General features: G+C 57.6%; 16 protein-coding genes. 12 read left to right on the forward strand and 4 right to left on the reverse strand.

Going from position 1 to position 25,885, the window contains the following annotated elements; genetic code table 11:
- Nucleotides 1-4 precede the first annotated feature (4 nt).
- From ACIQT8_RS09420 to ACIQT8_RS09430, 3 genes are read left to right on the forward strand one after another with little or no spacing between them, the layout of a single operon-like run.
- The gene (locus tag ACIQT8_RS09420; protein WP_400964877.1) at nucleotides 5-676 is read left to right on the forward strand and encodes an alginate O-acetyltransferase AlgF; all 672 of its coding nucleotides are present in this window, start codon (nucleotides 5-7) and stop codon (nucleotides 674-676) included.
- A 32-nt stretch (nucleotides 677-708) separates the two neighbouring features.
- On the forward strand, nucleotides 709-3,594 hold the full coding sequence (locus tag ACIQT8_RS09425) for a tetratricopeptide repeat protein (RefSeq protein ID WP_400964878.1): 2,886 nt from the start codon (nucleotides 709-711) through the stop codon (nucleotides 3,592-3,594).
- 44 nt (nucleotides 3,595-3,638) lie between these two features.
- A complete protein-coding gene (locus ACIQT8_RS09430; RefSeq protein WP_400964879.1) occupies nucleotides 3,639-4,937 on the forward strand; it encodes a sel1 repeat family protein in 1,299 nt (432 codons plus the stop codon).
- 21 nt (nucleotides 4,938-4,958) lie between these two features.
- Here the strand turns inward: ACIQT8_RS09430 and ACIQT8_RS09435 are convergent, their stop codons facing one another.
- On the reverse strand, nucleotides 4,959-5,795 hold the full coding sequence (locus tag ACIQT8_RS09435) for an alginate lyase family protein (RefSeq protein WP_400964880.1): 837 nt from the start codon (nucleotides 5,793-5,795) through the stop codon (nucleotides 4,959-4,961).
- A gap of 741 nt (nucleotides 5,796-6,536) precedes the next feature.
- Between ACIQT8_RS09435 and ACIQT8_RS09440 the strand changes: the two genes are divergently transcribed.
- The 5 genes from ACIQT8_RS09440 to ACIQT8_RS09460 all read left to right on the forward strand — a co-directional run bounded on the left by ACIQT8_RS09440 (nucleotide 6,537) and on the right by ACIQT8_RS09460 (nucleotide 16,468).
- Nucleotides 6,537-7,877 (forward strand): nucleotide sugar dehydrogenase, encoded by a 1,341-nt coding sequence (locus tag ACIQT8_RS09440; RefSeq protein ID WP_138791359.1) that lies wholly within the window; start codon nucleotides 6,537-6,539, stop codon nucleotides 7,875-7,877.
- A 56-nt stretch (nucleotides 7,878-7,933) separates the two neighbouring features.
- Complete coding sequence (locus ACIQT8_RS09445; protein ID WP_400964881.1) at nucleotides 7,934-9,529, forward strand: mannose-1-phosphate guanylyltransferase; 1,596 nt, start codon at nucleotides 7,934-7,936, stop codon at nucleotides 9,527-9,529.
- A 124-nt stretch (nucleotides 9,530-9,653) separates the two neighbouring features.
- Nucleotides 9,654-11,429, forward strand: a complete 1,776-nt coding sequence (locus tag ACIQT8_RS09450; RefSeq protein ID WP_400965388.1) for a type I secretion system permease/ATPase — start codon at nucleotides 9,654-9,656, stop codon at nucleotides 11,427-11,429.
- On the forward strand, nucleotides 11,426-12,739 hold the full coding sequence (locus tag ACIQT8_RS09455) for an HlyD family type I secretion periplasmic adaptor subunit (protein ID WP_400964882.1): 1,314 nt from the start codon (nucleotides 11,426-11,428) through the stop codon (nucleotides 12,737-12,739). The genes ACIQT8_RS09450 and ACIQT8_RS09455 overlap by 4 nt, the downstream gene beginning before the upstream one ends.
- A gap of 81 nt (nucleotides 12,740-12,820) precedes the next feature.
- Nucleotides 12,821-16,468 (forward strand): Ig-like domain-containing protein, encoded by a 3,648-nt coding sequence (locus ACIQT8_RS09460; protein ID WP_400964883.1) that lies wholly within the window; start codon nucleotides 12,821-12,823, stop codon nucleotides 16,466-16,468.
- 24 nt (nucleotides 16,469-16,492) lie between these two features.
- On the opposite strand, the gene ACIQT8_RS09465 is transcribed toward ACIQT8_RS09460, so the two are convergent.
- The gene (locus tag ACIQT8_RS09465; protein WP_400964884.1) at nucleotides 16,493-17,863 is read right to left on the reverse strand and encodes a virulence factor family protein; all 1,371 of its coding nucleotides are present in this window, start codon (nucleotides 17,861-17,863) and stop codon (nucleotides 16,493-16,495) included.
- Complete coding sequence (gene mprF, locus ACIQT8_RS09470) at nucleotides 17,860-20,460, reverse strand: bifunctional lysylphosphatidylglycerol flippase/synthetase MprF (protein WP_400964885.1); 2,601 nt, start codon at nucleotides 20,458-20,460, stop codon at nucleotides 17,860-17,862. Before mprF ends, ACIQT8_RS09465 begins: the two co-directional genes overlap by 4 nt.
- Before the next feature lie 280 nt (nucleotides 20,461-20,740).
- Here mprF and ACIQT8_RS09475 point away from each other — a divergent pair, with 280 nt between their 5' ends.
- Nucleotides 20,741-21,034: a hypothetical protein gene (locus tag ACIQT8_RS09475; protein ID WP_138791352.1), complete on the forward strand. Its 294-nt coding sequence runs from the start codon at nucleotides 20,741-20,743 to the stop codon at nucleotides 21,032-21,034.
- Nucleotides 21,035-21,096: 62 nt separating this feature from the next.
- Here ACIQT8_RS09475 and ACIQT8_RS09480 read toward each other — a convergent pair whose 3' ends face one another.
- A complete protein-coding gene (locus ACIQT8_RS09480) occupies nucleotides 21,097-22,137 on the reverse strand; it encodes a dipeptidase (RefSeq protein ID WP_400964886.1) in 1,041 nt (346 codons plus the stop codon).
- Between the two features lie 238 nt (nucleotides 22,138-22,375).
- On the opposite strand from ACIQT8_RS09480, the gene ACIQT8_RS09485 reads away from it, so the two are divergent.
- The 3 genes from ACIQT8_RS09485 to nikC are packed head-to-tail and all read left to right on the forward strand — an operon-like array spanning nucleotide 22,376 to nucleotide 25,883.
- Complete coding sequence (locus tag ACIQT8_RS09485) at nucleotides 22,376-23,968, forward strand: ABC transporter substrate-binding protein (RefSeq protein WP_400964887.1); 1,593 nt, start codon at nucleotides 22,376-22,378, stop codon at nucleotides 23,966-23,968.
- A 2-nt stretch (nucleotides 23,969-23,970) separates the two neighbouring features.
- On the forward strand, nucleotides 23,971-24,984 hold the full coding sequence (locus tag ACIQT8_RS09490) for an ABC transporter permease (protein ID WP_400965391.1): 1,014 nt from the start codon (nucleotides 23,971-23,973) through the stop codon (nucleotides 24,982-24,984).
- Nucleotides 24,981-25,883 carry a nickel transporter permease gene (gene nikC, locus ACIQT8_RS09495; protein WP_400964888.1) on the forward strand — a complete coding sequence of 301 codons (903 nt, stop codon included), beginning with the start codon at nucleotides 24,981-24,983 and terminating at the stop codon, nucleotides 25,881-25,883. The genes ACIQT8_RS09490 and nikC overlap by 4 nt, the downstream gene beginning before the upstream one ends.
- Nucleotides 25,884-25,885 lie beyond the last annotated feature (2 nt).

The raw sequence follows: 25,885 nt of genomic DNA on the forward strand, positions 1-25,885 counted from the left end.
GAAGATGTTTTCGGTTGAGATTGTTTTCAACGCGGATCGCCGCCGTTTCATTCATCTAGTTGCTGCCGTTTCCGGCACGCTCGCAGTCAGCCCGTCTGCCTTTGCTGCCGGCGACGATGCCGGCATTTATGACGCGGATATTCCGAAAGACTGGAGCTTTGTGCGTATCGCTGCGTCCGATCCTGCTGCCGTCGCCACGGCAACAATCGGCGAGAAGCCTTTCAAAGTATCCGCAAGCGGCATCTCCGACTATGTCGCGCGCGCGCCTGGAGATTATACCCTGTTGGTCAAAGGGCAGTCCATGGCGCTTCCGGTCGGGCAAGGGCAATACCTGACCATCCTTTCTGGTGCTGGCGGAAAAGAGCCGGTGGTGGTTGCCGATGCCTTTACGGCCGATCCGGCGAAGTGCGCACTTGCGCTTTACAATCTGACTGACGCACCGGTTTCGCTGACCGCGCTCGCCAAACGCTCGCCCGTTATCAAGGCCGTGTCACCGATGAGCGGTATCTCGCTGGAGGTTAACGCCGTTGCCATCGATTTGAATGTCGAGATTGCCGGGGCGATTGCCAAAACGTTCGAAAAGACAACGCTGAAACGTCGTTCCGTTACGTCCATCTTTGTTCTGGGCAGCGGGCCGAACGATATCGTTCTCACATCCGTTGCGGCGAAAGCCTGAACGAAGGTCGGAAGATGAGAGGGGTCAGGTCCATGGCAACATTCAAAATCGGAAAAGCGTTCCTGTTCAGCCGGCACCGAAAGAAAGTGCTCAGCGCAGGGCTGTTGATTGCTGCGGCCGTTTTTGCCGTGCAGCCCGCGCAGGCGCAGGTGGCCTTGCCGTTGCAGGACGGGCTCATGCCAAGCCCCGATTTTGATTACGCGCCGATCTGCAAGGTCAGAGCGCAGCAGCGCAACCTTTCCTACGACTGGAGCAAATGGGACGGTGGGCCGGTAAAGAGCAATCTCGACGACATGTTGCTGGACGCACAGGCCTACATCGGTGGGACCGGTAACGCGCCGCGCGACAAGGTACTTGCACGCCGCATGCTCGAATATCTGAAAAACGCCAATTATGAACTGGCGGGCCGCGCTTCGCACACTTTGGGTCGTCTGATGTTCGATGCAACATCCGGGTCGCCTGATCTCGGCCGTGGCCTGGCGCTGCAGGACGAGGCGATAGCGCGTGGCTTTATGGAAGGCGCGACCTTCCTGGGACGGCTTTACGCCACGGGTGAAGTGGTGCCGCAGGACAAGCTGAAGGGTGAAAAATACCTCAAGATGGGCGCTCAGAACGGTGACCCGGATGCAGCCTTGCTGCTCGCCAGACTTTATCGAAACAATCCAGAATTGGCGCCCTCGGAAGAGGCGCCGCAACTGCTCTTCAATCAGGCGATCGACAAGCTTAGTCAGTCGCTTGGTGCCGGTGAGTGCGACGTTCTCACCCTGTTTTCCGGCATCTATGCCAATGAAGAATTCGGTCTCTTCAATCCGCAGCTTTCCGCAAAATGGTTGATGGCCGCAGCAAAAGCGGGGAATTTCGTCGCGGTTGAACGCCTGTCGCAACGCTACATGATTGGCGATGGTGTGCCTGTGGACCGCAACAAGGCGGTGGAATTGCTGGAAACGGCCGCTGCGAGGGGACACGCGGGTAGCCGTATTTCGCTCGCCCGTCTGCTGCTGGCGAATCTCGACCTCAAGGATGCACTGCCGAAGGCGACACAGGCGCTGAAACAGGAAGCCGAGCGCGGCAATGTCAGAGCCTTCGAGCTTCTCGCGCAGATTTCGCATGGGGATTTTGGTGGAAAACCGAACTACGCCGCCATGGTTGGCTACCTCGAACAGGCCGCGCGCAATCCCGTTGTCGATACCGATGTCCTGAAGCAATTGGGCAGTGCCTATGCCAGTGGTACGGGAACGGCACGCAACACCGAAAAGGCCGTGGATTATCTCACACGTGCCGTGGCTTTGGGGTCTGATACCGCCGCTCTTGAGCTCTACCAGTTGATGGTCGACAGCTCGCACAACATTTCAAAAAGCGTCAATCCGATCGCAATATTGAGGCGTGCCGCCAATAACGGCTTGAGCGAGGCTATGGCAACGCTGTCAGACGCCTATAGCTGCGGCATTGGTGTTGAGCGTAATGCTGACATTGGACGCCGTTGGCAGGAAAGAGCGGCCGCTGGGGGGAATCGTCCCAGCCTGATCGCTGTCGCCAAGCAGGCCCTCACGGAGCAAGCCGGTGATGACGGAAAACTGATGTACTTCCGCAATATTCGTCGTGCGGCCGCGCTCGGCGACCGGCGCGCGATGGTGCTTTTGTCACTGGCATACCGCGATGGCGTTGGTACCAATATCGATACGCGTGAAGCCGGCCAGTGGTACGAAAAAGCATTGGCAGCAGGCCAGGCTCGTGGTCAGGCGCTCGTTCTGTTGGCCAGACTTCAGCTTTCTTCTGAAAATGCTGACAAGACAAATGTGAAGGCAGCTGTTGATCTTCTGAAGGATGGCCTGTCGAGTGGCGACACCTCGGTTCGTTATGACCTCGCCAAGCTTTATCTGAAGGGTGCGGCAGGTCTTGCGCCTCAACCGGACGAAGGGATCAAACTTCTCGTTGAGGCTGCGCGTCTGGGGCATACTGCCTCCATGATCCAGCTCGCCGATCTCGGTGTCGATGCCAAAAAAGGCGGTGGCAGAACGGCGGATGTCTGGCTAGGGCAGGCGGTGGATGACGGTGACATCCGAGCTATACTGAAGACCGCCGAACGTGCGGGTGACCAGAAGTCTCGCCGCACCATGTTTGACCTCGCCTTGAAACAGCCGCTGTGCAGCGCGAAGGACGAAGTTGCTTTGGCCGATGCGATATCGCGCGATGCGAATTACGCCAGGCAGACGCGAGAACTGGTCGATCGGGCTCTCGCCTCAGAGACGGACGATGCGAGCACGCTTTATCAGCTCGCCAACCTTCTGAACGACAACAAACGCGGTGTTCTCAACCCGGAACTGGCGCTGACCACGATGGTCAAATCTGCCGAGGCCGGCAAGGTGGAGGCCATGCGTGAGTCCGGCCGGATGTTCCTTCTCTCGCCCCATGCCGACCCGGGTAAAGCGACACAATGGTTGCTCGCTGCGGTTCGTGCCGGAGACGATGGAGCCTTGAAGACCCTTGTGGAGCAATTGGTGGGAGACGAGGCGCCAGAAACATCCACCAATCCAATCGTCGTTGAAGCATTGCCAGCCCTTGAGGATGCCGCAAAGGGTGGTTCCGGCAATGCGATTCAGGCTCTGGCGCGTGTCCTTTCGATCATGGCGAAAGAGGACGGTGCTTATTCCGATAAAGCCAGAGTGTGGATGACGAAAGCTGCCGAAACCGGCGACGGTGCTGCCATGGTCATGGTTGCCGATGCCTTCGCAACCGGCACAAGCGGTTTTCCGCTCTCTGCGGCGGATAGCACTGGATGGCTCGCACGGGCGGCGATCTCAGGTTACCCCAAGGCTTTCGAACCTTACGCCATCGCATTGCAGATTGGTTATGGCGTCCCGCCTGATCCGCAGGAAGCGGAACGGTGGCTGGGCAAGGCCGCCACCATCACCCAATAGCACAACCTCCGCACGCACCCGGATGCCGGAGAAAGGATCGTTCGATGAAACCTTCTGTCATATTGGCCTTGATTACGGTTTTGCCGGTCGCGACGGTGGCCATGGCCGCGGGAAAAGCAAGCAACGTGCCTGTTCCAACCGCACGTGCTGCAGTGGTGGCTAATCCACAGCCTGCGCAGACGGTGCGGCTGCCTTCGCTTGAGGCTGCGAAAAAACTCCCGCTTGCGAAGCAACTGGAAATTGCCACGGCTGCTCTGAGTGATCCTCGTCGCGACCTTCGCAATGCTGATCTCGGGTTTTCCTTGCTGATGGCCGCGGCACCCAGAAATCGCGAGGCCGTACGCCTTCTGGCCAAAGGGATTGTCAACAACGATTATTCGTTTGGGCCGAATGCTGGAAAGGTCATGAACCTCTTGGCGAAGGAGGCGATGCGCGGCTCGTCCAGCTGTGTCGTGGCGTGGGCGCGCATGCAGCAACTCGGCACTGATATTCCTAAAAATGATGCACTTGCCTACAAGTGGTACAGGTGGGCTGCATTGGTCGGCAATCTGCGTGGCATTGAAGAAACCTCTCTCGCCTTGCTGGAAGGGCGCGGCGTGACGCGGGATGTGAACGAGGCAATTGCCATGTTGGACAGGTTGCAGCCGGAACGTCGTGCAGGGCGATATATCGAAACCGCATCTCTGCTGATGCAAAGCACAGATCCCGATGCGACGGCGCGCAGCGAACAGCTTCTGCTCTCGGCAATCGATCTTGCACCGAAAAGAAGCCTTTCGGCGGCCAACAAACTTTCCGACACGCGCTTCAGCCTGGCGGCACGGGAAAAGGCGCAGGCCATTATCGCCACTGCACCGCAGAGCAGTCCGGTGTCCGAGGAGGGCAAGATTGCCCGTACGCTTTGGAACAGCAACGACCCGGCGGATATCCAGAAAGGTGTCGACATGTTCGCGGAAGCCGCCAGGGCAGGTGACGAAAAGGCCGTTCCTTTTCTGGCCAAGGCACTGAACCGGTCAGGTGTACCTGTGACCATGCACGACGCTATCCTGAAAATCCTCGAGCCCTATGCCGACAGGGGTAACATGGATGCCATTCGCGCCGTTTCCGAGGCTTATTTTGTGGGGCGCGGCACCAGCCCTTCACTTGAAAAGGCTGCGGCCTATCGAAAACTGGCTGCCACACAAGGAGACAGCGAAGCACAATATCTGCTCGGCCTGATGTATGCCCAGGCAACCGGCGTCGTCAAAGATATCGGGCAGGCCAAATATTGGCTGACGAAGTCGGCGGATGGCGGATATCTGCTGGCCCGCTCCGCTCTCATCTCGCTTGACAGCATGACAAGGTAAACGACGATGATGGTGGTCGCGTCATCCTTCCCGCAGTTTGCGTGTCAGCGTTTCCAGCCGCAAATGGCTTGGATAGGTCTCCTCGCGTGGCGGCTCGGTTTGGTGTTTTGTCGTCGCAGCCTCAAACAACGCGGCATCATCGATACCATTCAACGTCGCATTTTCCAGTCTCTGCAGCGATCCGGAGCAGATGTCATCGAGCGGCTGGCCAATTTTTCGCAAGGCGACATATGTGCCGGCCAAGGGACGAAATGCGTAGAGATGGTAATTGCGGGCGAGAGCGCCCCGTTGCATTTCAAGTGGCAGGGTCCCGTCTTCCGTTACCTGGCAGACTCCGATGCGATAGGACTGGCGCGCCCACTCGATCTTGGCTTGGTCCCCACTCAGGCTGCCAATGGAGGCAAGAGCAAGCGCTGCCCAATAACGATGATTGTTGCGGGCACTCTTGGGCCCGGCCTCGTTGTCGAAAAACAGCATCGTGTCGTCCGCCATCCGGCTCAGCCATTGAACAACAACGTCTTGCTTTTCGCGATCAGCGGTAACATCCCAGGCTGCGATCAATCCGGATATCTCGGCGAGCACACGCCCGCGTGTCAGATTGGCATCAGCGGTCATGGCATCGGTCAGCGCTTGCGACGTGGCCCATTGAGACAGAACGCGCATCGCGCAGTCAGTTCCAAAGCGTGTTTCGATGCTTTCAAGCTCAAGAATGGAGCGCCAGATCGGCTTGAATACGGCGATGTGCGAGACGTTTTCACCTTCAGCGTCTCCGGTCAGCTCGGTCGTGCGATATTTCGATATCGTTGCAATTTTTCTGGGCGGCGTTTCAATTTGAGAAATGGCGACACCACAGCTCATTTCCCTGGCCTTTGCACCGCTCGCGATCGCAGTACCTCCGGATCTTTCCAGTTTCACCTGGACGGTGGGGAGCCTTTGAGGTGCCGCGCTGTCATTCAAGGTTTTGTCGACTGCAACGCTTCGAGCTGAATCATTGTCAACGCCCAGCATGGGCAAGCTGAACAGAAAGGATGCAGAAAAGGCAATCAACGCAAAACGCAACACGGCTCACTTCCCGACGACGGTAGGTGAACATTGAAGCAAATCGAAGGAAACGTCGGGTTAATGCTACCGACCGGGTGATGCCTGAAAGCAACGGCCCGTGAAATTGTTTGAAGTATTGTTTAAGTTTCGTAAAGTTTTTGTATTTCTTTTCAAATATTAATTGACTGTAATAATCGCTTCCTGTTTAATATATTTGTAATTAATTGGGCATCGATAAGAGTTTGCGTTTGTCGCCCGTGATTTTTGCTTTGCATGTATATTTTTTGAATTGGGCTATTGCCGGTTTTTAGGCAGATGCCGTGTTTCGTGCAGCTTAAGATACATTTTTACGCTCTTGCGCCTGTCGCCGTTTTCTCCCTGGAGTTCGGACAGGCGCCTCAGAAAATATAATTTCACATGCTGCGGCCTCATCGGGCCCGATCTTGCCATGCCTTTCGAGCTTTACCTCTTTCCATGCTGGAAGGGGTTTGCCTTTTGAATTCGCAGAATTTTTTTCAAGTTTTTGAGTGTCCTGCTTAGCCGCTTTCGGGGGTTCATATGACCAAAATTGATATTAACGTCAGTGCAATGGGTCTTAGGGTCAGTGTTTTCGGGGCCGGTTATGTGGGCTGTGTTTCAGCCGCATGTCTGAGCAACGACGGTTTCCGTGTTGTGGCGGTTGATCCCGATAGCTTCAAGGTTTCGTGCCTTGCCCGTGGCGAGGCGCCGATTATCGAGCCCGACCTTGCCGAGTTTCTGGAAAAAGCCAATCTGAACGGCATGCTGACGGCGACGACCTCGGCGGAAGACGCTGTCGAAAACACAAACGTGTCGCTCTGCTGCGTCGGCACACCCAGCCTTCTCGACGGCACGCTGAACACAGACTACGTTCGTCAGGTTTCGGTCGAGATCGGCCGTGCCTTGCGCCGCAAGACCGAATTCCACGTTGTTGTCATGCGTTCGACAATTCTCCCTGGAACGATGGAGGAAATTGTCATTCCGGCGCTTGAGGAAGCATCTGGAAAGATTGCCGGGGTGGATTTCGGCGTTGCCTATTATCCTGAATTCCTGCGTGAGAGCTCGGCGATCGCGGATTATTACAAGCCAGGCGCCATTGTTTTCGGTCAATACGGCGACGATACGCGCTCGATCGATGTTCTCAAGGCAATGGTCGCGCATATCAGCGTTGTCCCGCATGTCATTCCCATGCGCAGCGCCGAAATTGTCAAATACGTCAACAACTGCTGGCATGCGGTGAAAATCAGCTTCGCCAACGAGGTTGGTAATCTCTGCAAGGCAAAAGGCATCGACAGTCATGTCGTCATGGATGTTGTCTGTGCCGATACGCATCTGAATATTTCCAAGGCGTACATGAAGCCTGGATTTGCCTATGGCGGCTCATGCCTGCCGAAGGACTTGCGTGCGCTCTCAGCCTTCGGACGCCGGATGAATGTTGCTACGCCGATGCTCGATGCCGCAAAGGCGGCAAACCAGGTCCAGATTGATCGCGCCAAGCAGCTGATCAATGACGCGCGCAAGGATCGTATTGGCTTTATCGGTATCACCTTCAAGACCGATACCGATGATATGCGGGAGAGCCCGATGCTAAGCCTTGTCGAGAACTTCATTGGCAACGGCAAAGACGTCTCGATCTTTGATCCAAATGTTGTTCAAGATGAAAGTGAAGGCCGCAACTATCTTCGCCATATTGCCCCGCGTGTACGTCCATCAATCAATGATGTCATTGATAATGCTGATATCGTCGTGGTCGGTCACAAATATGCTGGTCTGACGGGCGCGATCGAAGCGGCGGGTAAACCGCTGGTGGTCGTGGATCTGGCACGCGTCGAAGTGCCCAACAGAAGTGGCCAGATCGTTTATCACGGCCTTTGCTGGTGAGGCCGTCAGGCCTCCCATTTTTATAAAATATATTTTATGAGTTATGAGGAAGCGACATGCGTCAGGTTTTGACCGCTGTTTCAGAGGAAAATATTCGGATCGTTCCTGCCATCATGATCGGCGGTTCCGGCACGCGGCTTTGGCCTCTGTCCCGCTCGAATAAACCGAAGCAGTTTCTCACGCTGGGTGGTGACGGGCAGGACAGCTTTTTCCAGCAGGCGCTGCGCCGTTTCGCTGTGCCTGGTTACAGTCTGCCGTGGCTGATGTGTGCACGTGACACATTGGTTCATGCGGAAGAGCAGGTCTCCAGCGGTGGATTTGCCGTTGATGGGCTTATCGTCGAACCGTCGATGCAGGGCACTGCGGCAGCGATCGCGGCGCTGACGGTCACCATTTCACGGATGGATGCGGCAGGAAGCAATGCCGTGCTGCTCGTGGCTCCTTCCGACCACATCATCGCGGAACCTGCATTGTTCAACAAGACAGTGGCAGCCGCCTTGCCTGTCGCACGTTTTGCCGACCGCATCGTGACTTTCGGTATCAAACCGGAGCATCCGGAGACGGGTTTTGGTTACATACGTCCTGGTGAGGCGCTCGAAATTGACGGTGAGGTCAGAGGGTACGCCATCAGCGCCGGAGATTTTCTGGAAAAACCTTCGCTCGAGAATGCAAAACGTTACGTCGAGGAAGGGTTCTGCTGGAACGCCGGGATCTTCATGTTCCGGGCTGGCGTCATGCTGGAAGAGTTGGCGCGGCATGCGCCCGAAACCCTGCAGGCGGCTGAGGAGGCGTTTGAAAAAGCCACCGTCGATATGTTCGCCGATGTACCGGCCGTGATGCTCGAAGAATTGGCGTTCCGTGCAGCCCCTGCGGATGTTCCGGTCGATACGGCGATCATGGAGAGGACTGCGCGTGGCGCGGTTGTGCGGTGCGAGGGTATCGGTTGGTCCGATATTGGTTCTCTTTCGGCCCTGCATGAAATCGATCGCAACAAGGACGAAAACGGCAATGCCTTGTCCGGACCGGTGGTGTCGATTGGCTCCAGCAACACGCTTGCCTATGCCCGCGGTGGCAGGAAGGTTGTGCTGATCGGGCTGGAAGACCTGATCGTAATCGACGATGACGATGCGGTACTGGTCGCCAGGATGTCGCAGGCCCAGAAGGTCAAGGATGCCGTCAATCTGCTGAAGCAGAACAAGATGCCGGAATCGCGTGCCACACGCGAACAGCTTTATGGCTGGGGCAAGGTGCGACTACTGAGTGATCAGGGTGATCTCTCGGTGTTCACAGTCACCTTGCGCAGCAACGCCATGATCGCGTTGCGCGTCCCTGAGGGATATTGGGAGAACTGGGCGATATCGTCAGGCAAAATCGATATCATACGCAACGGTTTCGTACGCCATTTGGTGCCGATGGCCAGCATTGCGCCGAGCGAAGGTGAGGTCTTGTCCCTTTACAACGGTGCTGCAAAAGAAAGCACGATTGTCGTCACCCGTCAGCGCAGTTCCGAGCGGAACTTGGCTGTCGTGCCGAAAGCCTTTACCGCAGACACGCTCCTCGACATCATTTCCGTCGAAGCGGACCTGCCAGTCTTCGATCTCAACATGGTCCCGGACAGCACTCTCGATGATGAGCCCCATCCCGCCAACTGAGAATGGCGTGGTGCTGACAATGGCATGAGCGCGCCTGGCTTTGGGCTGACGCTTTCATGCGGCTCTGCTTGCGACGCACCGGCCACTGTAGAATTTCGTGTAATAACAGAGCAGGCGAATGAGTATGCCCAAAGACGGCGCGTTTTATCGTCAGACGGGTGGGGGACATGCCCGCACCCCGCTCCTGCATCAGGCGTTTGCCCGGTGCAGGAGCGGGTTTGTGGTCGTTGCCATTGTCAGCGGTTTCATCAATCTGCTGTACCTGACGAGCCCGTTTTTCATGTTGCAGGTCTATGACCGCATCATCCCGAGCGGCAGCATCGAGTCGCTGATTGCACTGTCGCTGCTGGCCGGACTATTGTTCGTATGCCAGGGGGCGTTCGAAATCGTCAGAAGCCGAATGCTGTCGCGTCTCGGCGGTCTGTTTGAAGTCACGCTGGATCAGGTGCTTTACCGCCGATCGCTGCTTGTGTGTGGCAAGCCGGAACTGGTTTCGGCAAGCGACGATCTTGATACTGTGCGTGGTTTTCTCTCTGGGCCCGGTCCATCGGCGCTCTTTGATCTTCCGTGGCTACCTGTCTATCTCGCCATCTGCTTTCTGCTGCATCCGGTCATCGGTTATGTGGCGCTGGCAGGTGTGGTGGTGTTGATGGTGCTGACGGCACTTGCGCATGTCGGTCTGCAGCAATCGCAGCGTGACCTGGCAGCGCTGACAACGATGCGTCGGGCCTTTTCCGATTCTGTCCGTCTGAATTTCGGGGTGTTCAAGGCCATGGGCATGACGGCCGACGTCGCGGAGCGGTGGGCCATTTACAATGCGGCGTTTCGTCGGTCTGGGACACGCCATGCAGACGTTGCCAATGGCTACGCGACAATGACCAAAATCTTCCGTGTTGCCCTGCAGTCTGGGGTTCTGGCGACCGGGGCAGTTCTTGTCATCGGGGGTGATGCATCTGGTGGCATTATTCTTGCGTCATCGATCCTGACGTCACGAGCGCTGGCACCGGTTGAATCGGCCATTGTTCATTGGCGGAGTTTTGCTGCTGCAAGGCACAGTTGGCTTCGCCTCAAAATCGTCGTTGGGGATGTCGCGGACCAGTCGAACGCCACGGAGTTGCCGTTGCCATCACGCACCGTCGCGCTTGAAGCTGTCTCAGGCGCTCCACCAGGTGCCGAAAAGCCTGTCATATCCGATATCGGTTTTTCGTTGACTGCGGGGATGGTTCTCGGGGTTATCGGCCACAGCGGTTCCGGCAAAACCGTGCTTGCCCGTCTGCTGCTTGGTATCTGGCCAATCTGCGCTGGAACCCTGCGTTTTGACGGAGCAACGATCGATCAGTGGGACGTTGACCGGTTTGGTCGCCACATGGGTTATCTCCCGCAAGAGGTCGGGCTGTTCGGGGGGACCATAGCTCAGAATATTGCCCGCTTCCGCAAGGAGATTTCGTCTGCAGAGGTCATTGCAGCGGCACGCGCGGCGGGTGTGCACGATCTCATTCTGCAATTGCCTGACGGATACGACACGCAGATCGATCCGCTGTTTCCGGTGCTTTCTGCCGGTCAGCGCCAGCGCATCGCTCTTGCGCGCGCGCTGTTTGGCGAGCCATTCCTTGTCGTTCTCGATGAACCGAATGCCAATCTCGATGCCGAAGGGGAAGAGGCGCTGTCTCGTGCCATCAACGGCATCAAGGCGCGTGGGGGAATTGCCGTGGTGATCACCCACAGGCCCGGCATTCTCGCACAAGCGGACACGGTTCTGGTCATGAACGAGGGCAAGATGGCAGCCATTGGCCCGCGTGAAGCTATCATGGGGCAGGTTGTTCGTCGGGAACCGGCGGCCCACGCCGGAAAAATTCTGAAAGTTGTCGGGGCAACAGGCAAGCTGGAGATGCGGCGATGAGCGAAGAGCTTTCAGCCGCCTTCTGGCGGCGTTCCATCCGCCGTCACATCGCCATTGTCATCGGGCTCGGCCTTGCACTGTTCGGTGGCGTTGGTGGCTGGGCGGCAACGACGAAGCTGGCGGGAGCCGTCAACGGTCAGGGTTTCATCGTCATCGAGAATAACGTCAAAAAAGTGCAGCACCTGAGCGGCGGGACAGTTTCGGAACTACTGGTGCACGAAGGAAGTGAGGTTGCTGCTGGAGATGTGCTGTTGCGCCTCAGTCGTACGACTGTCGAGGCAAACCTGGCGATCATAGAAAATGCGCTGGTGCAGTTTCTGGTGCGTGCTGCCAGGCTCAAAGCAGAGCTTGCCGGCGGGGAGACCTTCGAGCCCGATTTTCTTGCACAGAAAGGGTTGGCCAGACCCGCCTATGGTCAGCTTGTCTTGCTGGAGCGCAATCTGCTTGAAACAAGGCGGGATGGCCTTGAAGGCATGAAGCGGCAACTCGGCGAACGCAAAGGACAGCTTGCCGACGAGATCAATGGTGAAAACGTGCAGATCGATGCCTTGAAGGCGTCGATTGCAGCGGTCGATGAGGAGTTTTCCTCTGTCGAAGGGCTGTATCGGCAACAGCTTGTCACATTGCAACGCCTGACATCACTCAAGCAACGCCGTGCCGAACTGCAGGGAAATCTTGGCGAAAGGCTGGCATCTAGAGCTCAGGCCGAGGGCCGCATCAGCGAAGTAGAGCTGCAAATTCTCCAGCTCGATGAGAACCGGCGCGGGGAAAACGCCAAGGATCTCGCCGAGACCGAGGCGAAGATCGCTGAGATGGAAGCGCGACGTATCGAGGTGATCGAACAGTTCGGACGGCTGGATATTCGTTCGCCGGTCAGTGGCCGCATCTTCGAGCTGGCGTTGCATACCGTTGGCGGTGTTGTCCAGCCGGGAGAAACCTTGATGCTCGTTGCACCACGCGACGATGGCCTGATGGTGGAAGCAAAGATTTCACCGCGCAACATCGACCAGGTGGAGCCGGGCCAGAAAGCCGAGCTGCATTTTACCGCATTTGACCGCACGACCACACCAAAGGTGAACGGCGAAATCGTGTCCGTTTCGCCGGATGTGCTGACTGATCAGAGAACGGGGCAGCCGTTTTATGCGGTTCGGATCAGGCCGGAGACAAAGAGCTTAGAGGGGCTGGGAGGCCTGAAGCTTTATCCGGGAATGCCGGCAGAGGTATTGATGCCAGCGGCGGAAAGGCGGGTGATTTCCTACCTCGTCAAGCCGCTGACGGATCAGCTCAATCATGTTTTCAGGGAGGACTGAGCCGGGACTGGAGACATCAGTTCCGACCGGTACCAGACAAGTCAGTCAGTTTAACGAAAAGGCGTTTGCCCGGAGGGGACCATGGCAGTCATTCAGTTTATCGCATTCATGGGTCAATCGAATGCCGACAACATGTTCAACCTTTATGGGGACAACGATTCCGGTGCTTCGGTCCTTGCTGCCGACCTGTCGTCCTATCTTGGTTCCGGTGGGGCTTCGGCATCGACACTGAAAACAGTGATCCAGGGTACGGGAACGTCGTCAAAATTTGCGACTGCCAATAACGTGGTCGTGCAGGATTTCGCCAAGGGGGCAAGTGGCGTCGATGGTAATGCCTCTGACGCACCTGGGTCAGACCTTCTTTGGTGGTATCCTGACACGAATACACCCGGATCGCTCGCTGTCGCCGCGATACAGGGGATCAATGCTTCGATCGCCGCGCTGGAGGCGCAAGGTTATACGGTAGAATTGAAAATCGTCTGGGCACAGGGAGAGGCTGATGCCAAGCGCATCATGGACGGTACGAGCGACGTCGAGACCTACAAGGATGCGACGGTTGAGGTGCTGGACTATATCCGCGCGCAGACCGATCCTTCGGCACCCGTGTTCATACAAGAAGTCGCCGACACCGCCTATACCGGCTCGGACGCCCGCTGGAACGGCGGGCAGGATATCGTGCGGGAGGCGCAGCGCGAAATCGCGGCCAGTCGCGACGACATCTATATCGGTTCGATTACCGAGGATCTGCCGCTGAAGGATCAGGTCCATACCGATAACGAATCCTACGAAGTGGTCGGCGGCCGCCTCGCAAATTACATCGCTTACACGGAGGGGCTCACTGGTACCATTTCCGGGCCACGTCCCTCACCAGACCCGGATGAGGTGATGGAGCCTGGCGATACAGCGCCGGTTGCTGTCGCCGACAGCCACATCACCGTTACGGAAAACCGGACAACGGTAAGCAGTACCTTCAATCTGCTCGCCAATGACAGCGATGTGGACGGAGATGCCCTGCAGGTAACGCAGGCGACTTACGGGTCCAAGGCAACGGCCATTCAGATGACGGAAACTGCCGTGGCCAGCAAATACGGCACGTTTTACATAAGCCCGAACGGCAGCTATTATTACAAGGTGGACCCGACATTGGCTGCCACCAATGCGATTGGCGCGGGGCAGACAGCCGAAGATACTCTGTCCTATCGCATTTCGGACGGACGCGGCGGCACAGCAAGCGCTGTCGTTACGGTGAAGATCACCGGTTTGAACGACGCTCCGACGGCAGTTGCCGACACGGCCTCGGTTGTCAAAACCGTTTCGGGCAACGGAAATCTGCTGACCAATGATCTTGATCCGGATGTGGGCGATGCCCTTTCGGTGCTATCCGCCAACGCGACGGGAGGCACGACGCAGAGTGTAACGGCCAGCGGAACAACCTTTGTCGGGAGCTATGGATCACTGATCCTGAAAAGCGATGGAAGCTGGGTCTACCAACCAAATCAGAGCAACCCCGCGGTTGCGGCACTTTCCGGCTCCGCTTCTTTGTCGGAGGTCTTCACTTATACCGTCCGTGATGCTGCTGGTCTCCAGTCTTCCGCATCGTTGACGGTTTCCATTCGCGCCTCGTCTACCGGCGGCGAACCCGAGCCGACGATCAGCGGAACGGCGGGAGCCGATACGCTACGTGGTACCGCGGGCGCTGACGTCATTGCAGGTCTTGGGGGGAACGACACGATCAAGGGGCTCACCGGAGACGATATTCTGATCGGTGGCGATGGGAATGACTATCTGGAGGGCAATGAGGGCAACGATCGGCTGATTGGCGGCGCCGGCGTCGATACGCTGAAAGGTGGCGCGGGTACGGATACCTTCGTCATCAACAGCATGAGCGAGATGGGCGACATCGTTTCCGACTTTCGATCCGACGACTTCTTCGATCTTTCCGGTATTCTGGCAATGCCTACGGGCACGACCGGCGCAAATGCCTTTGCGTCGGGCTACATTCGCGTCACGCAGTCGGGTGCCGACACGCTTGTCGAGGTTGATGTGGACGGTGCTGCTGGTCCCGGTGCCTTTGCGACGGTTGCGACCCTGAGCGCGGTTACGGCTTCGAGCGTGAAGGCAGCGCAATTCATTGTCACACCCTCGGCTCCGTCCGGGCCTGCCAATACCGCGCCAACTGCGACCGGTGACCTCAAAACGGTTGCGGAAGACGGCCCGGGCAACACGGCGTCGGGTAATCTCCTGACCAATGATCAGGACAGTGATGGGGATGTCCTGTCGGTTGCCTCGATCGTGGTCAAGGGCGTCACCTATTCCCTCGGCTCAGCGCAAACCATTCAGACCAATTATGGTGCGCTGACGATTGCGGCGAACGGTGCATATAGCTTTACGCCATCTGCGACCAACCCGGTCGTCAACGCACTCTATTTCGACAATCTGGTCGAGAGCTTCGAATATACCATCTCGGATGGTCGCGGTGGTACGGCCAAGGCGAGCCTGACGGTTACGATTGCTGGCAGCAACGATGCGCCAGTAGCCATCAATGACAGCGGCACGGTGGCCGCCAATGCCAGCGCCAGTGGCAACGTCGTTACCAACGATTCAGATCCTGATACCGGCGATTTCATGGCTGTGACACGGGTGGTGCATGGTTCGTCGAGTGTTATCGTCACCGAGAACGATACACAGTTGACAGGTACCTATGGCCTGTTGGTCATCGATCCCGACGGAAGCTATAGCTACGTCCCGAATGCATCCAATCCGGCGGTTTCAGGACTTTCGGGTAGCTCCACCCTGACCGAAACCTTCAGTTACACCATTCGTGATGAAACCGGGCTGCAATCGACGGCCAATCTGGTGTTCACGATCAAGGGAACCAACCATGCGCCCGTTGCCGCTGACGATGCGGCCATGGCCACCGCTGGTGCGACCAATGCGACTGGAACGGTACTTGGCAACGATAGTGACGTCGATACCGGCGATACATTGTCCGTTCTGTCTGCCAGCGGCACTGGCGCCGCCGTCAACGTCACGGTAGCAGGGACTACAATAACCGGCAGTTTTGGAACGCTTGTTCTCAAAGCGGATGGAAGCTGGAGTTACGATGTGGACGAAAGCAACCCTTCGGTTGCCGGCCTTTCTGAAAGCTCCAGTCTGACGGATAATTTCCAGTACACGATCCGTGACAGCCAGGGTGCGACGGCGACGGCAACTTTGGCCCTGACAGTCAAAGGGGCTCCGGCCAGCAGCGGGCCCGGATATGGTACGCCGACCATCGTGGGTACCGACGCAAACGAAACGATTTCCGGCCTGGCAGGCAACGATATCATCGAAGGACGAGGCGGTAACGACGTCATCAAGGGCAGGCTGGGTGATGACGTGCTTGTTGGTGGTGCTGGCAACGATACGATGGAGGGCAATGAAGGCAACGACGTGCTCTATGGCGGAACTGGCAACGACCGTATGAAAGGTGGGGCAGGGGCAGATGCCTTCTGGTTCAGCAGCGGCCACGGCGCCGATATCGTGGATCAGTTGCGCGCCGACGATACGCTTGTGTTCAGCAGCGACCTTTTTGCATCCAAGGCTGCTTTGCTGGCCGCAGTGACGGTGGTTTCGGCGAACGAACTCTTTGTCGCAACGCCGGACGGCGGCTCGATACAGTTCCTTGATACGACACTCAGCGATCTGCAGAAAAGCGGTTTCGTCGTGTCAGACGGCCTGTTCGCGTAGTCTTGCCGCCGACTGTCCACATCGTCACTTCGGCAACCGCGTCTTGAGCGCGGTGAGGATGCGCCTGGCAAGCGCCTCGTAATCCTCGTCGAAGTGATGTCCGCCCTCGATGCCGAGGGTTTCAACGCCCTGCGCTTTCAGGCGAGGGCAGGGGTCATCTTCCTCTTCTTCGGTTCCGTAGATGCATTGAACAAGTTTCGGGTCGATCTTGGCGATATCGTCGACGGTCTTGCCGCCTTTGCCCTCACCGGACATGCCAAGCCATCCCCCGACCGAAATCTCGAAATCGACTTCGTCGGAAAGGCCCATCAGGGTTAGCTGCACGACGTGCGACTTGTCGCGATCCGGTAGCAGATTAAAGGTTGCTGGCAGGATATCCGCGCCGAAAGAGTAACCGATCAGCAGCACATTCCGCACCTTCCATTCCTTGCGGTAGGTATCGATGATGCGGCCGAGATCGCTGGCGATCTCTTCCGGTTTCTTTTCCTTCCAGAAATAGCGCAGTGAATCGACGCCGATGACGGGAACGCCTTCCTTCTGCAATGCGCCGCCCACTTCCTCGTCCAGGTCGCGCCAGCCACCGTCGCCGGAATAGATGATCGCCATCGTATCCATCACGGGTTTGGTTTCCAGCACGGTGATCGGCAGGCCAAGCGGCGAGCCGGAATCGCCCGCGGCGTCGATCTCATCGGACAGGGATTGCGCCAACACGTCGGCGGCCTTGTCGGTTACATCCTCGACGTCGATATCAGGATGCGACTTCAACAGGCCGTTGACATGGTCGCGACCCTTCTGGTCCGCTTCTGGCGTAAAGGATACGCTGACAGGGGCAGGCAGAGCGCCATCGGTCAGGCCGTAAACGGTCTCATTGCCGACCTTGTCTTTGCTCGCCGGTGTGCAGAGGATTTTCTGGAGCGGCAGACCTGCTTTGGGATCGACGGCGATTGCTTCACGAACGGTCGAAGGCGGGCTTTGGGCAATCATTGCCAGCGCGAGCGTTCCGCCTTCGCCGATCCCCGTTACAATCGGAAGCTTGTAGCTGCTTGTGCCAGCCGTGCGCTGGATCTGCTGAGACAAGGATTCGATATCCGAGATCATGTAGATGCATTCGTCTTCGTCGGCTTCGAGCGCCTTGATATAGTCGCGAAAGTCGATACCGACCACGGCTGCGCCTTTTTCGACCAGCGCCTTGGCACGTGCCTCATCGGCGTCGGTCCAGCCATTGGCATCCGAGATCAGGAAGATGCTGGCAAGGATGTCGCCATCGGGCACCATGATGTGATCGGCCGGGATCATTCCGGTCTCATAAGCCGGTTTGTCCTGCGAAAAAGCCATGCTCGGGAAAAGAAGGGCAACGGCTGCAAGTGCCGATTTCAGCAGGATGGTTTTTCTCATTTGCCAATCACTCCTCTGACCCCTCCACTGATGAGAACGGTGACGTCCATCAGTGCCAGCGCGGCATCGGCGCCATTTTGCACAGCAAGATAGCGTGGTTCCCACTTCGGGTGAAACTTGGATTTGAAGGCGCGCAGACCCTTGAAGTTGTAAAAGCGCTCGCCGTGCTCAAACAGCGTTCCGCCGATGCGGTCCCAGACCGGTGCGATATCGCGCTTCGACATGCCTGACATGGGCGCCATGCCAAGGTTGAAGCTTTCGTAACCGGCTTCGCGCAGATGTTGCATGATACTGACGAACAGGAAATCCATCGAGCCGCGCGGCGCGTCGACCGAAAAACGCATGAGATCGATGGTGGCCTCTTTCTTCGTGTCCGTCACCATGATGTTGGCAAAGGCCGTAATCTTTCCATCTTTTCGCAACACGGCGACAGGTTGCGAGAGAATGTAGTCGGGTTCGAAAGCGCCAAGCGAGAAACGCTTTTCACGCGTATTGTGGTGCGTCAGCCATCCGTCGGAAACCTGTTTCAGTTCGTCGAGAATATCCGGCACCTGCGGCGGATCGATGACCTCGAAACTCAGCCCGTCGCGTGCGCCGCGGCTGAGCGACTGTCGTAGATTGGCGAGCTTCCCACCCTTCAACTCGAAGGTCGTCAGGTTGACCAGAGCAAGTTCCCCGAGCTTGAAGGCGCGCAAGCCCGCATCGGCGCAATGCGACAGAAGCGATGGGGAAATCTGATAAAAGGCGGCGCGTGCACCGGCTGAGCGAGCAGCTTCGACAAATTCCCAGACGAGATCGGGAAAGTCCTCTTCATCGCCGACCGGGTCGGTAAAGGCAATCCATGAACGGCCCTGAATGCCGTACATGATGAAAGCGTTTCCGGTCTCCGAAAACATCACGTGCTTGTCGCCCATGCGCACCAGATTGGCATCCGCTTCGTCCTGCTGCATGACGATACTGGTCGCCTTGACGATATCATCCGCCTGGATGGCATCCGGCTTGTAGCGGACCGGGCGCATGAGACTGAAGATCGCGATGGTGGAAGAGGCCAGAACCAGACCCAATACGGCACGCAATCCGCGCGGTGCTTCCTCTGAGAACTCGAACTGCCACCACAATGCGTGGCTGTAGTCAGTATCGCGATAAACAAAGAGCAGGATCGTGGCTGCGCCGGCGACGATCACGGTCATGGCGCCGAGCCAGCTTGGCCCCAGCGCCTGTTTGATGAGCGATGCGTGCCGGTTGAAGCTGCGCATGTTGGCGACGAGTGCCGCGATGAAGATGCCGAGGAAAGCCGCTTCGAAGACGGCGATGGCCTTGAGAAGTGAAAATACGAGGGCGGCAGAAGCCGCTACGAGTGCAATCCACCATGCTCCATCAAGGCGCTGACCCAGGCCGCGCGATGAAACGACCAGGATGAGGCCCATGATGCTTGTCAGGAAGTGGGCGGCTTCGATGATCGGCAGGGGGACGAAATTCGCAAGGAAATCAAGGTTGCTGTCCGGCGTGGGTGTAACACTCGAGAAGATCAGCATCGCGCCGAGGAGCATTGCATAGGCGGAAAGCAAGGGCGGAGCGAGCCTGACGGCAAGCTGGCCGATATCCGAGACGAGCGGCCTGGCTGCGAACTGCTTCATTTCGGAAGCGATCATCACCAGAATGGCGACGACAAGCGGCAGGACGTGGTAGATGACACGGTAGAGGACGAGACTGCCCAGCAGTTGATCAATACTGATGGCATTGCCGAGACCGGCAACCATCACGGTCTCGAAAACGCCAAGGCCCGCGGGAACGTGGCTGAGCACGCCGAGACCGACTGCGGTCGCGTAGATCGCAAAAAATGTCGGCCAACCGAGGTGGGTTTCCGGCAAAAGCACGTAGAGAACGGATGCCGACGCTGCAATATCCAGGGCCGAGACAAGGAACTGGCGTGAGGAGGTGCGGCTGTCTGGAAGGCGCAAGCGCCAGCTTCCCAAACGAATGGCTTTGCCGTTGCGGCCGAAATAGGCGCCAAGCACCAGAATGGCGATGATGGCAAGTGCCGCAGCGCGCAACACAGCAGCATCGACATTGATGATGGCGGCAATTCGCGGTGCGACGATGAATGTGGAAATGGCACTGACGGATAGCAGCCCAAGCCCGAAAGAGAGGGTGACGAAGGCAATGACACGGGCGATTTCACCTGGGGAAAGGCCCAGTCGCGAATAGGCGCGGAAGCGGATAGCCCCACCACTCAGGGGGCCGAAACCTGCCGTATTGCCAATGGCATAAGCGGCGAAGGCCGTTGCTGCCATGGAATGGAACGGAACTTTTCTGCCAATATATTCAATGGCATTGGCATCATACCAGATCAGTGCCAGGAAACTGAGCGCCGTAAAGAGGATTGCCAGCAGGATCGAGGTGATCGATGTCCCCATCAAGGCCGCGATCACGTCGTCATAGCGAACCTCAGATGTGAGCTGATAGATCGCGACGGTCATCATCACGAAGATCAGCGTAATTGCCGCTGCCGTGATGTAGGGGCGATGTCTGGCAAAAAAGCCTTCAGCTTCTGCTTCCGCTGTTTCGGTCTGCGCTACTTCGCTCTTGTCTGCCATGTTGCCCTGCTTGCCGGCGCCGATGTGATGACTGGCGAACCACAGGATTGTGTCGCCATTTCGGTGTCATTCGGGAAATGTGATTAGCAGAAACGCGTAAACTGTCGATGTGTACTTTGGGCTTGGTTTTTAAAGGATTTCGCCAGATTGAACGGTAAAAAGCAACCAGGAGATGCGCGTTTTTTACCATTGTCCCAAACTGTGCAAAATTAAACGTGATGGTTGCTTGGTGGTGTTGTTTGATGCGACTACACGCTCCTTTCAGTTGAAGGAGATGCTTATGAACATGCCCACAAGAATCGTGATTTCACTCGTTGTTGCCGTTGTCGCCGGCGGTGGTTTCATGACGTACGACAAGATGCGGGGAGCGGAATGGGTTGTTTCGCCACAGCAGATTGCCGATGCAAAGGCCAGCGGGCAGACCGGATATGAATCGAGCCCCGGCACTGTCACCGTCCTGCCGATCCGCAGCGAGACGGCGGATGCATTGCCGCTCAAGTGGGCGATGTTCGCTCTGGTTGGCGGCCTTCTCGCGTTTCGCGCAACGGGCAAAAAGAAAGCGGCAAAGGCCTGAGCCTTGCCGCCCTTGTCTCCGCCGCATCTGCGCCGGAGCAATTGAGATTAACCTCGGGCGTCTTATGCGCTCCAGGTTTTTTCCAGCACGCGAACCCAGTTGCCGTGGCAAATCTTGGCAAGGGCGTCATCGTCATAACCACTGTTGCGTAACGCCTTGACCAGCAGTTGCAGATCGCCAGCGTCCTTCATTGAGGCCGGGATTGTCGTGCCGTCGAAATCCGAACCAAGTGCAACGTGATCGATACCGATGCGGTTGGCGATATAATCGACATGGCGCACCAGTTCGCCAAGATCGGTATCCGGGTTTTTTACACCGTCCTGACGCAGGAAAAGAACGCCGAAGTTGATGCCGGCAAGTCCGCCCGTTTCGCGGATCGCGTCGAGTTGGCGGTCGGTGAGATTGCGGCTGTGATTGCACAGCGCATAGGCGTTCGAATGGGATGCCACGAGTGGTGCGTCGGTGATCTTTGCGATGTCCCAGAAGCCCTGCTCGTTCATGTGCGACAGGTCGACCATGATCTTCAGTTCATTGCAGGTCTTGATCAGCCGCTTGCCGGTCTCCGTCAGGCCAGGGCCAATATCCGGGGTGGAAGGGAAGCGGAACGGAACGCCGTAGGCGAAGATGTTCGGGCGGCTCCAGACCGGGCCAAGGGTACGCAGGCCAGCCTGGTGCAGAACGTAGAGCGCATCCAGATCACCGGCGATCGCTTCGGCGCCCTCGATATGGAAGACCGATGCGAATGCACCGGTTGCCATGGCGTCGCGAATATCTGCGGCAGTCCGGCAGACCTTCAGCGCGCCGTTGGACTTGTTCTCGGCACGGAACAGGAGGCTCGCCATGGAGAGTGTCGCGGCAAGCGCGTCGCCCTGCTCAGGTGCGAGAAAATCGCCATTTGCATCTTTTTCCATGCTGGGCGAGGGAACATAGATTGCGCAGAGGCCACCGGCCAGACCGCCCTTTTTGGCACGCGGAAGATCGATATGGCCAACGGTATCACCGTCCACCAGAAGCGTCTCCGGCGACGGATTGCCTGAGCGCCACAATCTCAGCAGCACATCGTTATGTCCGTCGAATACGGGAACGGCCGTTTCGCTTGTCATGTTCGCATCACCTTGGAAAATTTCGGAAGCAAAGGAAGTGGAGATGCCAGCGTTGTCTGCCTTCGCGGGCGAAATTTCAAGGTGCGGGCAGATGCAATCCCTGCATAGGGCCTGCCAAATTTGGAATTGGTGTGGCCTCAATCCGTCGTGGTAATCGCGAAAAAAAGAAAAATAACGACTGGATTGGGGCAAAGCTCCGATCTTTTTCTCGATAATAGGTCCGAAAGGGGATTTTCTGATGATTTCTAGACGCAACCTGCTGATCGCTGGCGCTGCAGTACCATTCCTGTCCTATGCCCGCCTGTCCTTCGCTGACACGCCAAAGGACATTCTCGTTGTCGCGCAGCAGCTGGACAACATGACGAGCCTCGATCCGCATGAAGGTTTCGAAGCCGTTGGTGGCGAAATCATCAGCAACATGTACCAGAAGCTGGTGCGCGCCAACCGTGAAGATTCCACCAAGGTCGATCCGGTGATCGCAAGCGCGTGGGAAGCCGATGCTGACAGCAAGGTCTTCACCTTCACGATCGGTGAAGAGGCAACCTTCTCCAGCGGTGCAAAGGTTACAGCTGAGGACGTCGCGTTCTCGCTGCAGCGCGCCATCAAGATGAACAAAAGCCCGGCCTTCATCATCAGCCAGTTTGGTTTCACGCCTGACAACGCCGAAACCACCATCGTTGCCACTGACGCCAAGACGGTGAAGCTGACGACTGCCCAGCCGACGGCAATCTCCTTCCTGCTGTACTGCCTGTCGGCCAATATCGGTGCGATCGTCGAAAAGAAGGCTGTGCTCGAGAACGCCAACGGCGAAGACCTCGGCAATGGCTGGCTGCAGAAGAACAGCGCCGGTTCTGGCGATTTCATGCTGCAGTCCTGGAAGCCGAGCGAGAGCGTGGCTTTGACGCTCAATCCAAATGGCCCGTACAAGGGCAACCTCAAGCGCATCATCCTGCGTCACGTGACGGACCCGTCCTCGCAGCTTCTGATGCTGCAGAAGGGTGATATCGATATTGCACGCGACCTGACGTCCGAGCAGCTTCGCACCGTTCAGAACGATGAAAACATCGTGCTTGAGCGCAAGAGCATCGCATCGCTGGTTCTGATTTCGCTGAACCAGGGCAATGAAAACCTTGCGAAGCCGCAGGTCTGGCAGGCCATCAAGTGGGCGCTGGACTACAAGGGCATGCAGGAAAACATCGTGCCGCTGACACATGAAGTTCACCAGAGCTTCGAGCCGAAGGGCTTCCCGGGCGCCGTCAACGACGTTCCGTACCAGCGCGATGTCGAGAAGGCCAAGGCTCTGATGGTGGAAGCCGGTCTTGCCGATGGTTTCGAGATCAGCATGGATCACTATTCCGCGCAGCCTTACCCGGATCTGGCGCAGGCCATCCAGGCAAACCTCGCCGATATCGGCATCAAGGTGCGTCTGCAGTCGGCTGAAAACCGTCAGGTTCTGACCAAGATGCGTGCGCGTGAGCACCAGATGGCTCTGTCTGCCTGGGGTACCGACTACTTCGATCCGCATTCCAATGCTGATGTTTTCAACATCAACAAGAACAATGCCGACGACGCCAAGTCGAAGCCGTTCCTGTGGCGTTCGCGCTTCAAGAACGACGATTTCGCCGCCAAGGCTGAAGCTGCCCGCGACGAGAAGGATCCGGCAAAGCGTGTCGAGCTTTACGAAGCCCTGCAGCGTGAGCACATGGAAAACAGCCCCTTCGTGTTCATCTTCCAGACAACGAAGACGGCAGCTTTCCGCAAGGGCGTTTCCGGTTTCGAACTCGGCGTTCTGTCCGAGGGCAATTCCTACCACGATGCGAAGAAAGCGTGACATTGAACAAGCGCGTTAAAAGCATATCGTCGACACTGAGCAGCGTCATTCTGACGCTGTTCGGTTTGATGGTCATCACCTTCATGATCGGGCGCGTCATGCCCGTCGATCCCGTGATTGCAGCGGTCGGCGACAACGCGCCCGAGGATGTCATTGTGCGGGTCCGGGCCGAAATGGGCCTCGATCAGCCGCTGGTCGTCCAATTCTTCCACTATGTTTCGCAGGTTCTGCACGGCGATTTCGGCAACTCCATTCTGACCCGCAACCCGGTCTGGGTGGATATCACCCGCGTGTTCCCCGCCACCTTCGAGCTCGCCACGGCTGCGCTTATCATTGCGGCGCTGATCGGCATTCCGCTCGGTGTCTGGGCCGCCGTCCGTCAGGGCAAGCTGACCGATCAGGTCATCCGCGTTGTCTGTCTGGCAGGTCACTCCGTGCCGGTCTTCATGCTGGCCCTGATCTCGCTGCTGGTGTTTTACGCAACGCTTGGCGTTGCGCCGGGACCTGGCCGGCAAGACATCATTTTCGACGGGATGATCGATCCGGTTACCGGGCTGCTCAGCGTCGATACGTTGCTGGCTGGCGATTGGGATGCTTTCTACGACGCCATCGCCCATATGGTGCAGCCGGTCTGCATTCTTGCCTATTTCAGCATGGCCTATATCACCCGCATGACGCGCGCCTTCATGATCGATGCGCTGAAGGGTGAATATGTCATCACCGCCCGCGCCAAGGGGCTTTCGGCTCTGACGGTCATCTGGGGACATGCTTTCCCGACGGTTGCCGTGCAGCTCATCACGGTTCTTGCGCTCACCTATGCCGGCCTTCTCGAAGGCGCTGTGGTGACCGAAACCGTGTTCAGCTGGCCTGGGCTTGGCCAATACCTCACCGTGTCGCTTATGAACGCAGACATGAACCCTGTCGTCGGGGCAACCCTGTTGATCGGCCTCATCTATGTCGCCCTCAACCTGCTCGCAGACGTACTTTACCGAGTAATGGACCCGCGCGTTCGATGATGCTTGCTACTTTCAGAAACTGGGCACTCGATGAGACGCCGCATTCCCGTCGCCAAGCGGCGTGGGGAAACCGCTATCGCATCTGGCTCAGCCTCAAATCCAATCCATTGGCGGTGATCGGACTGACGATCATTCTGCTGTTCATCGTGCTGTCGCTGCTTGCGCCGGTGCTCGCACCTTACGATCCGGCGACGCAGAGCCTCGGCAATCGCCTTGCGTTCCCAAGCGCCGAACACTGGTTCGGTACGGATGAGCTTGGGCGCGATATTCTCTCGCGTATCCTTTACGGCGGTCGCGTGACGCTCGGCATGGTTATCGCCGTTGTCGTTCTCGTGGCGCCGATCGGATTGGCGATCGGCTGTATCGCTGGGTATTTCGGCGGTGTCGTCGATACCGTGCTGATGCGCGTGACGGACGTCTTTCTGGCGTTCCCCCGTCTCATCCTGGCGCTGGCTTTCGTTGCCGCTCTGAAGCCCGGTGTCGAAAGCGCTATCCTGGCGATTGCACTGACCGCCTGGCCGCCCTATGCGCGTCTGGCGCGTGCCGAGACCATGACGGTTCGCGGCAGCGACTTCGTTGCGGCCTACCGCCTGACCGGTGCCTCGGCCTGGCGCATCATTGCCCGCCATATCGCGCCGCTCTGCGTTCCGAGCCTGATCGTGCGCATCACGCTCGACATGAGTTCGATCATCATCACGGCCGCCAGCCTTGGCTTCCTCGGCATGGGTGCGCAGCCACCGTCTCCGGAGTGGGGCGCGATGATTGCCACCGCCAAGCGCTTTATCTTTGAGCAATGGTGGGTCGCCACCATTCCGGGTGTTGCCATCTTCCTCGTTTCGCTTGCCTTCAACTTCCTTGGCGATGGCTTGCGCGACGTGCTCGACCCGAAGGGACAATGAGC

This window comes from Agrobacterium sp. NPDC090273 (genome assembly GCF_044772305.1).
GTDB lineage: Bacteria > Pseudomonadota > Alphaproteobacteria > Rhizobiales > Rhizobiaceae > Agrobacterium.

Excerpts from the sequence above, each read along its gene's own strand:
- ACIQT8_RS09420 (WP_400964877.1), top strand. The coding sequence starts at position 5 with ATGTTTTCGGTTGAGATTGTTTTCAACGCGGATCGCCGCCGTTTCATT.
- ACIQT8_RS09425 (WP_400964878.1), top strand. The coding sequence starts at position 709 with ATGGCAACATTCAAAATCGGAAAAGCGTTCCTGTTCAGCCGGCACCGA.
- ACIQT8_RS09430 (WP_400964879.1), top strand. The coding sequence starts at position 3,639 with ATGAAACCTTCTGTCATATTGGCCTTGATTACGGTTTTGCCGGTCGCG.
- ACIQT8_RS09435 (WP_400964880.1), bottom strand. The coding sequence starts at position 5,795 with ATGAGCTGTGGTGTCGCCATTTCTCAAATTGAAACGCCGCCCAGAAAA.
- ACIQT8_RS09440 (WP_138791359.1), top strand. The coding sequence starts at position 6,537 with ATGACCAAAATTGATATTAACGTCAGTGCAATGGGTCTTAGGGTCAGT.
- ACIQT8_RS09445 (WP_400964881.1), top strand. The coding sequence starts at position 7,934 with ATGCGTCAGGTTTTGACCGCTGTTTCAGAGGAAAATATTCGGATCGTT.
- ACIQT8_RS09450 (WP_400965388.1), top strand. The coding sequence starts at position 9,654 with ATGCCCAAAGACGGCGCGTTTTATCGTCAGACGGGTGGGGGACATGCC.
- ACIQT8_RS09455 (WP_400964882.1), top strand. The coding sequence starts at position 11,426 with ATGAGCGAAGAGCTTTCAGCCGCCTTCTGGCGGCGTTCCATCCGCCGT.
- ACIQT8_RS09460 (WP_400964883.1), top strand. The coding sequence starts at position 12,821 with ATGGCAGTCATTCAGTTTATCGCATTCATGGGTCAATCGAATGCCGAC.
- ACIQT8_RS09465 (WP_400964884.1), bottom strand. The coding sequence starts at position 17,863 with ATGAGAAAAACCATCCTGCTGAAATCGGCACTTGCAGCCGTTGCCCTT.
- mprF (WP_400964885.1), bottom strand. The coding sequence starts at position 20,460 with ATGGCAGACAAGAGCGAAGTAGCGCAGACCGAAACAGCGGAAGCAGAA.
- ACIQT8_RS09475 (WP_138791352.1), top strand. The coding sequence starts at position 20,741 with ATGAACATGCCCACAAGAATCGTGATTTCACTCGTTGTTGCCGTTGTC.
- ACIQT8_RS09480 (WP_400964886.1), bottom strand. The coding sequence starts at position 22,137 with ATGACAAGCGAAACGGCCGTTCCCGTATTCGACGGACATAACGATGTG.
- ACIQT8_RS09485 (WP_400964887.1), top strand. The coding sequence starts at position 22,376 with ATGATTTCTAGACGCAACCTGCTGATCGCTGGCGCTGCAGTACCATTC.
- nikC (WP_400964888.1), top strand. The coding sequence starts at position 24,981 with ATGATGCTTGCTACTTTCAGAAACTGGGCACTCGATGAGACGCCGCAT.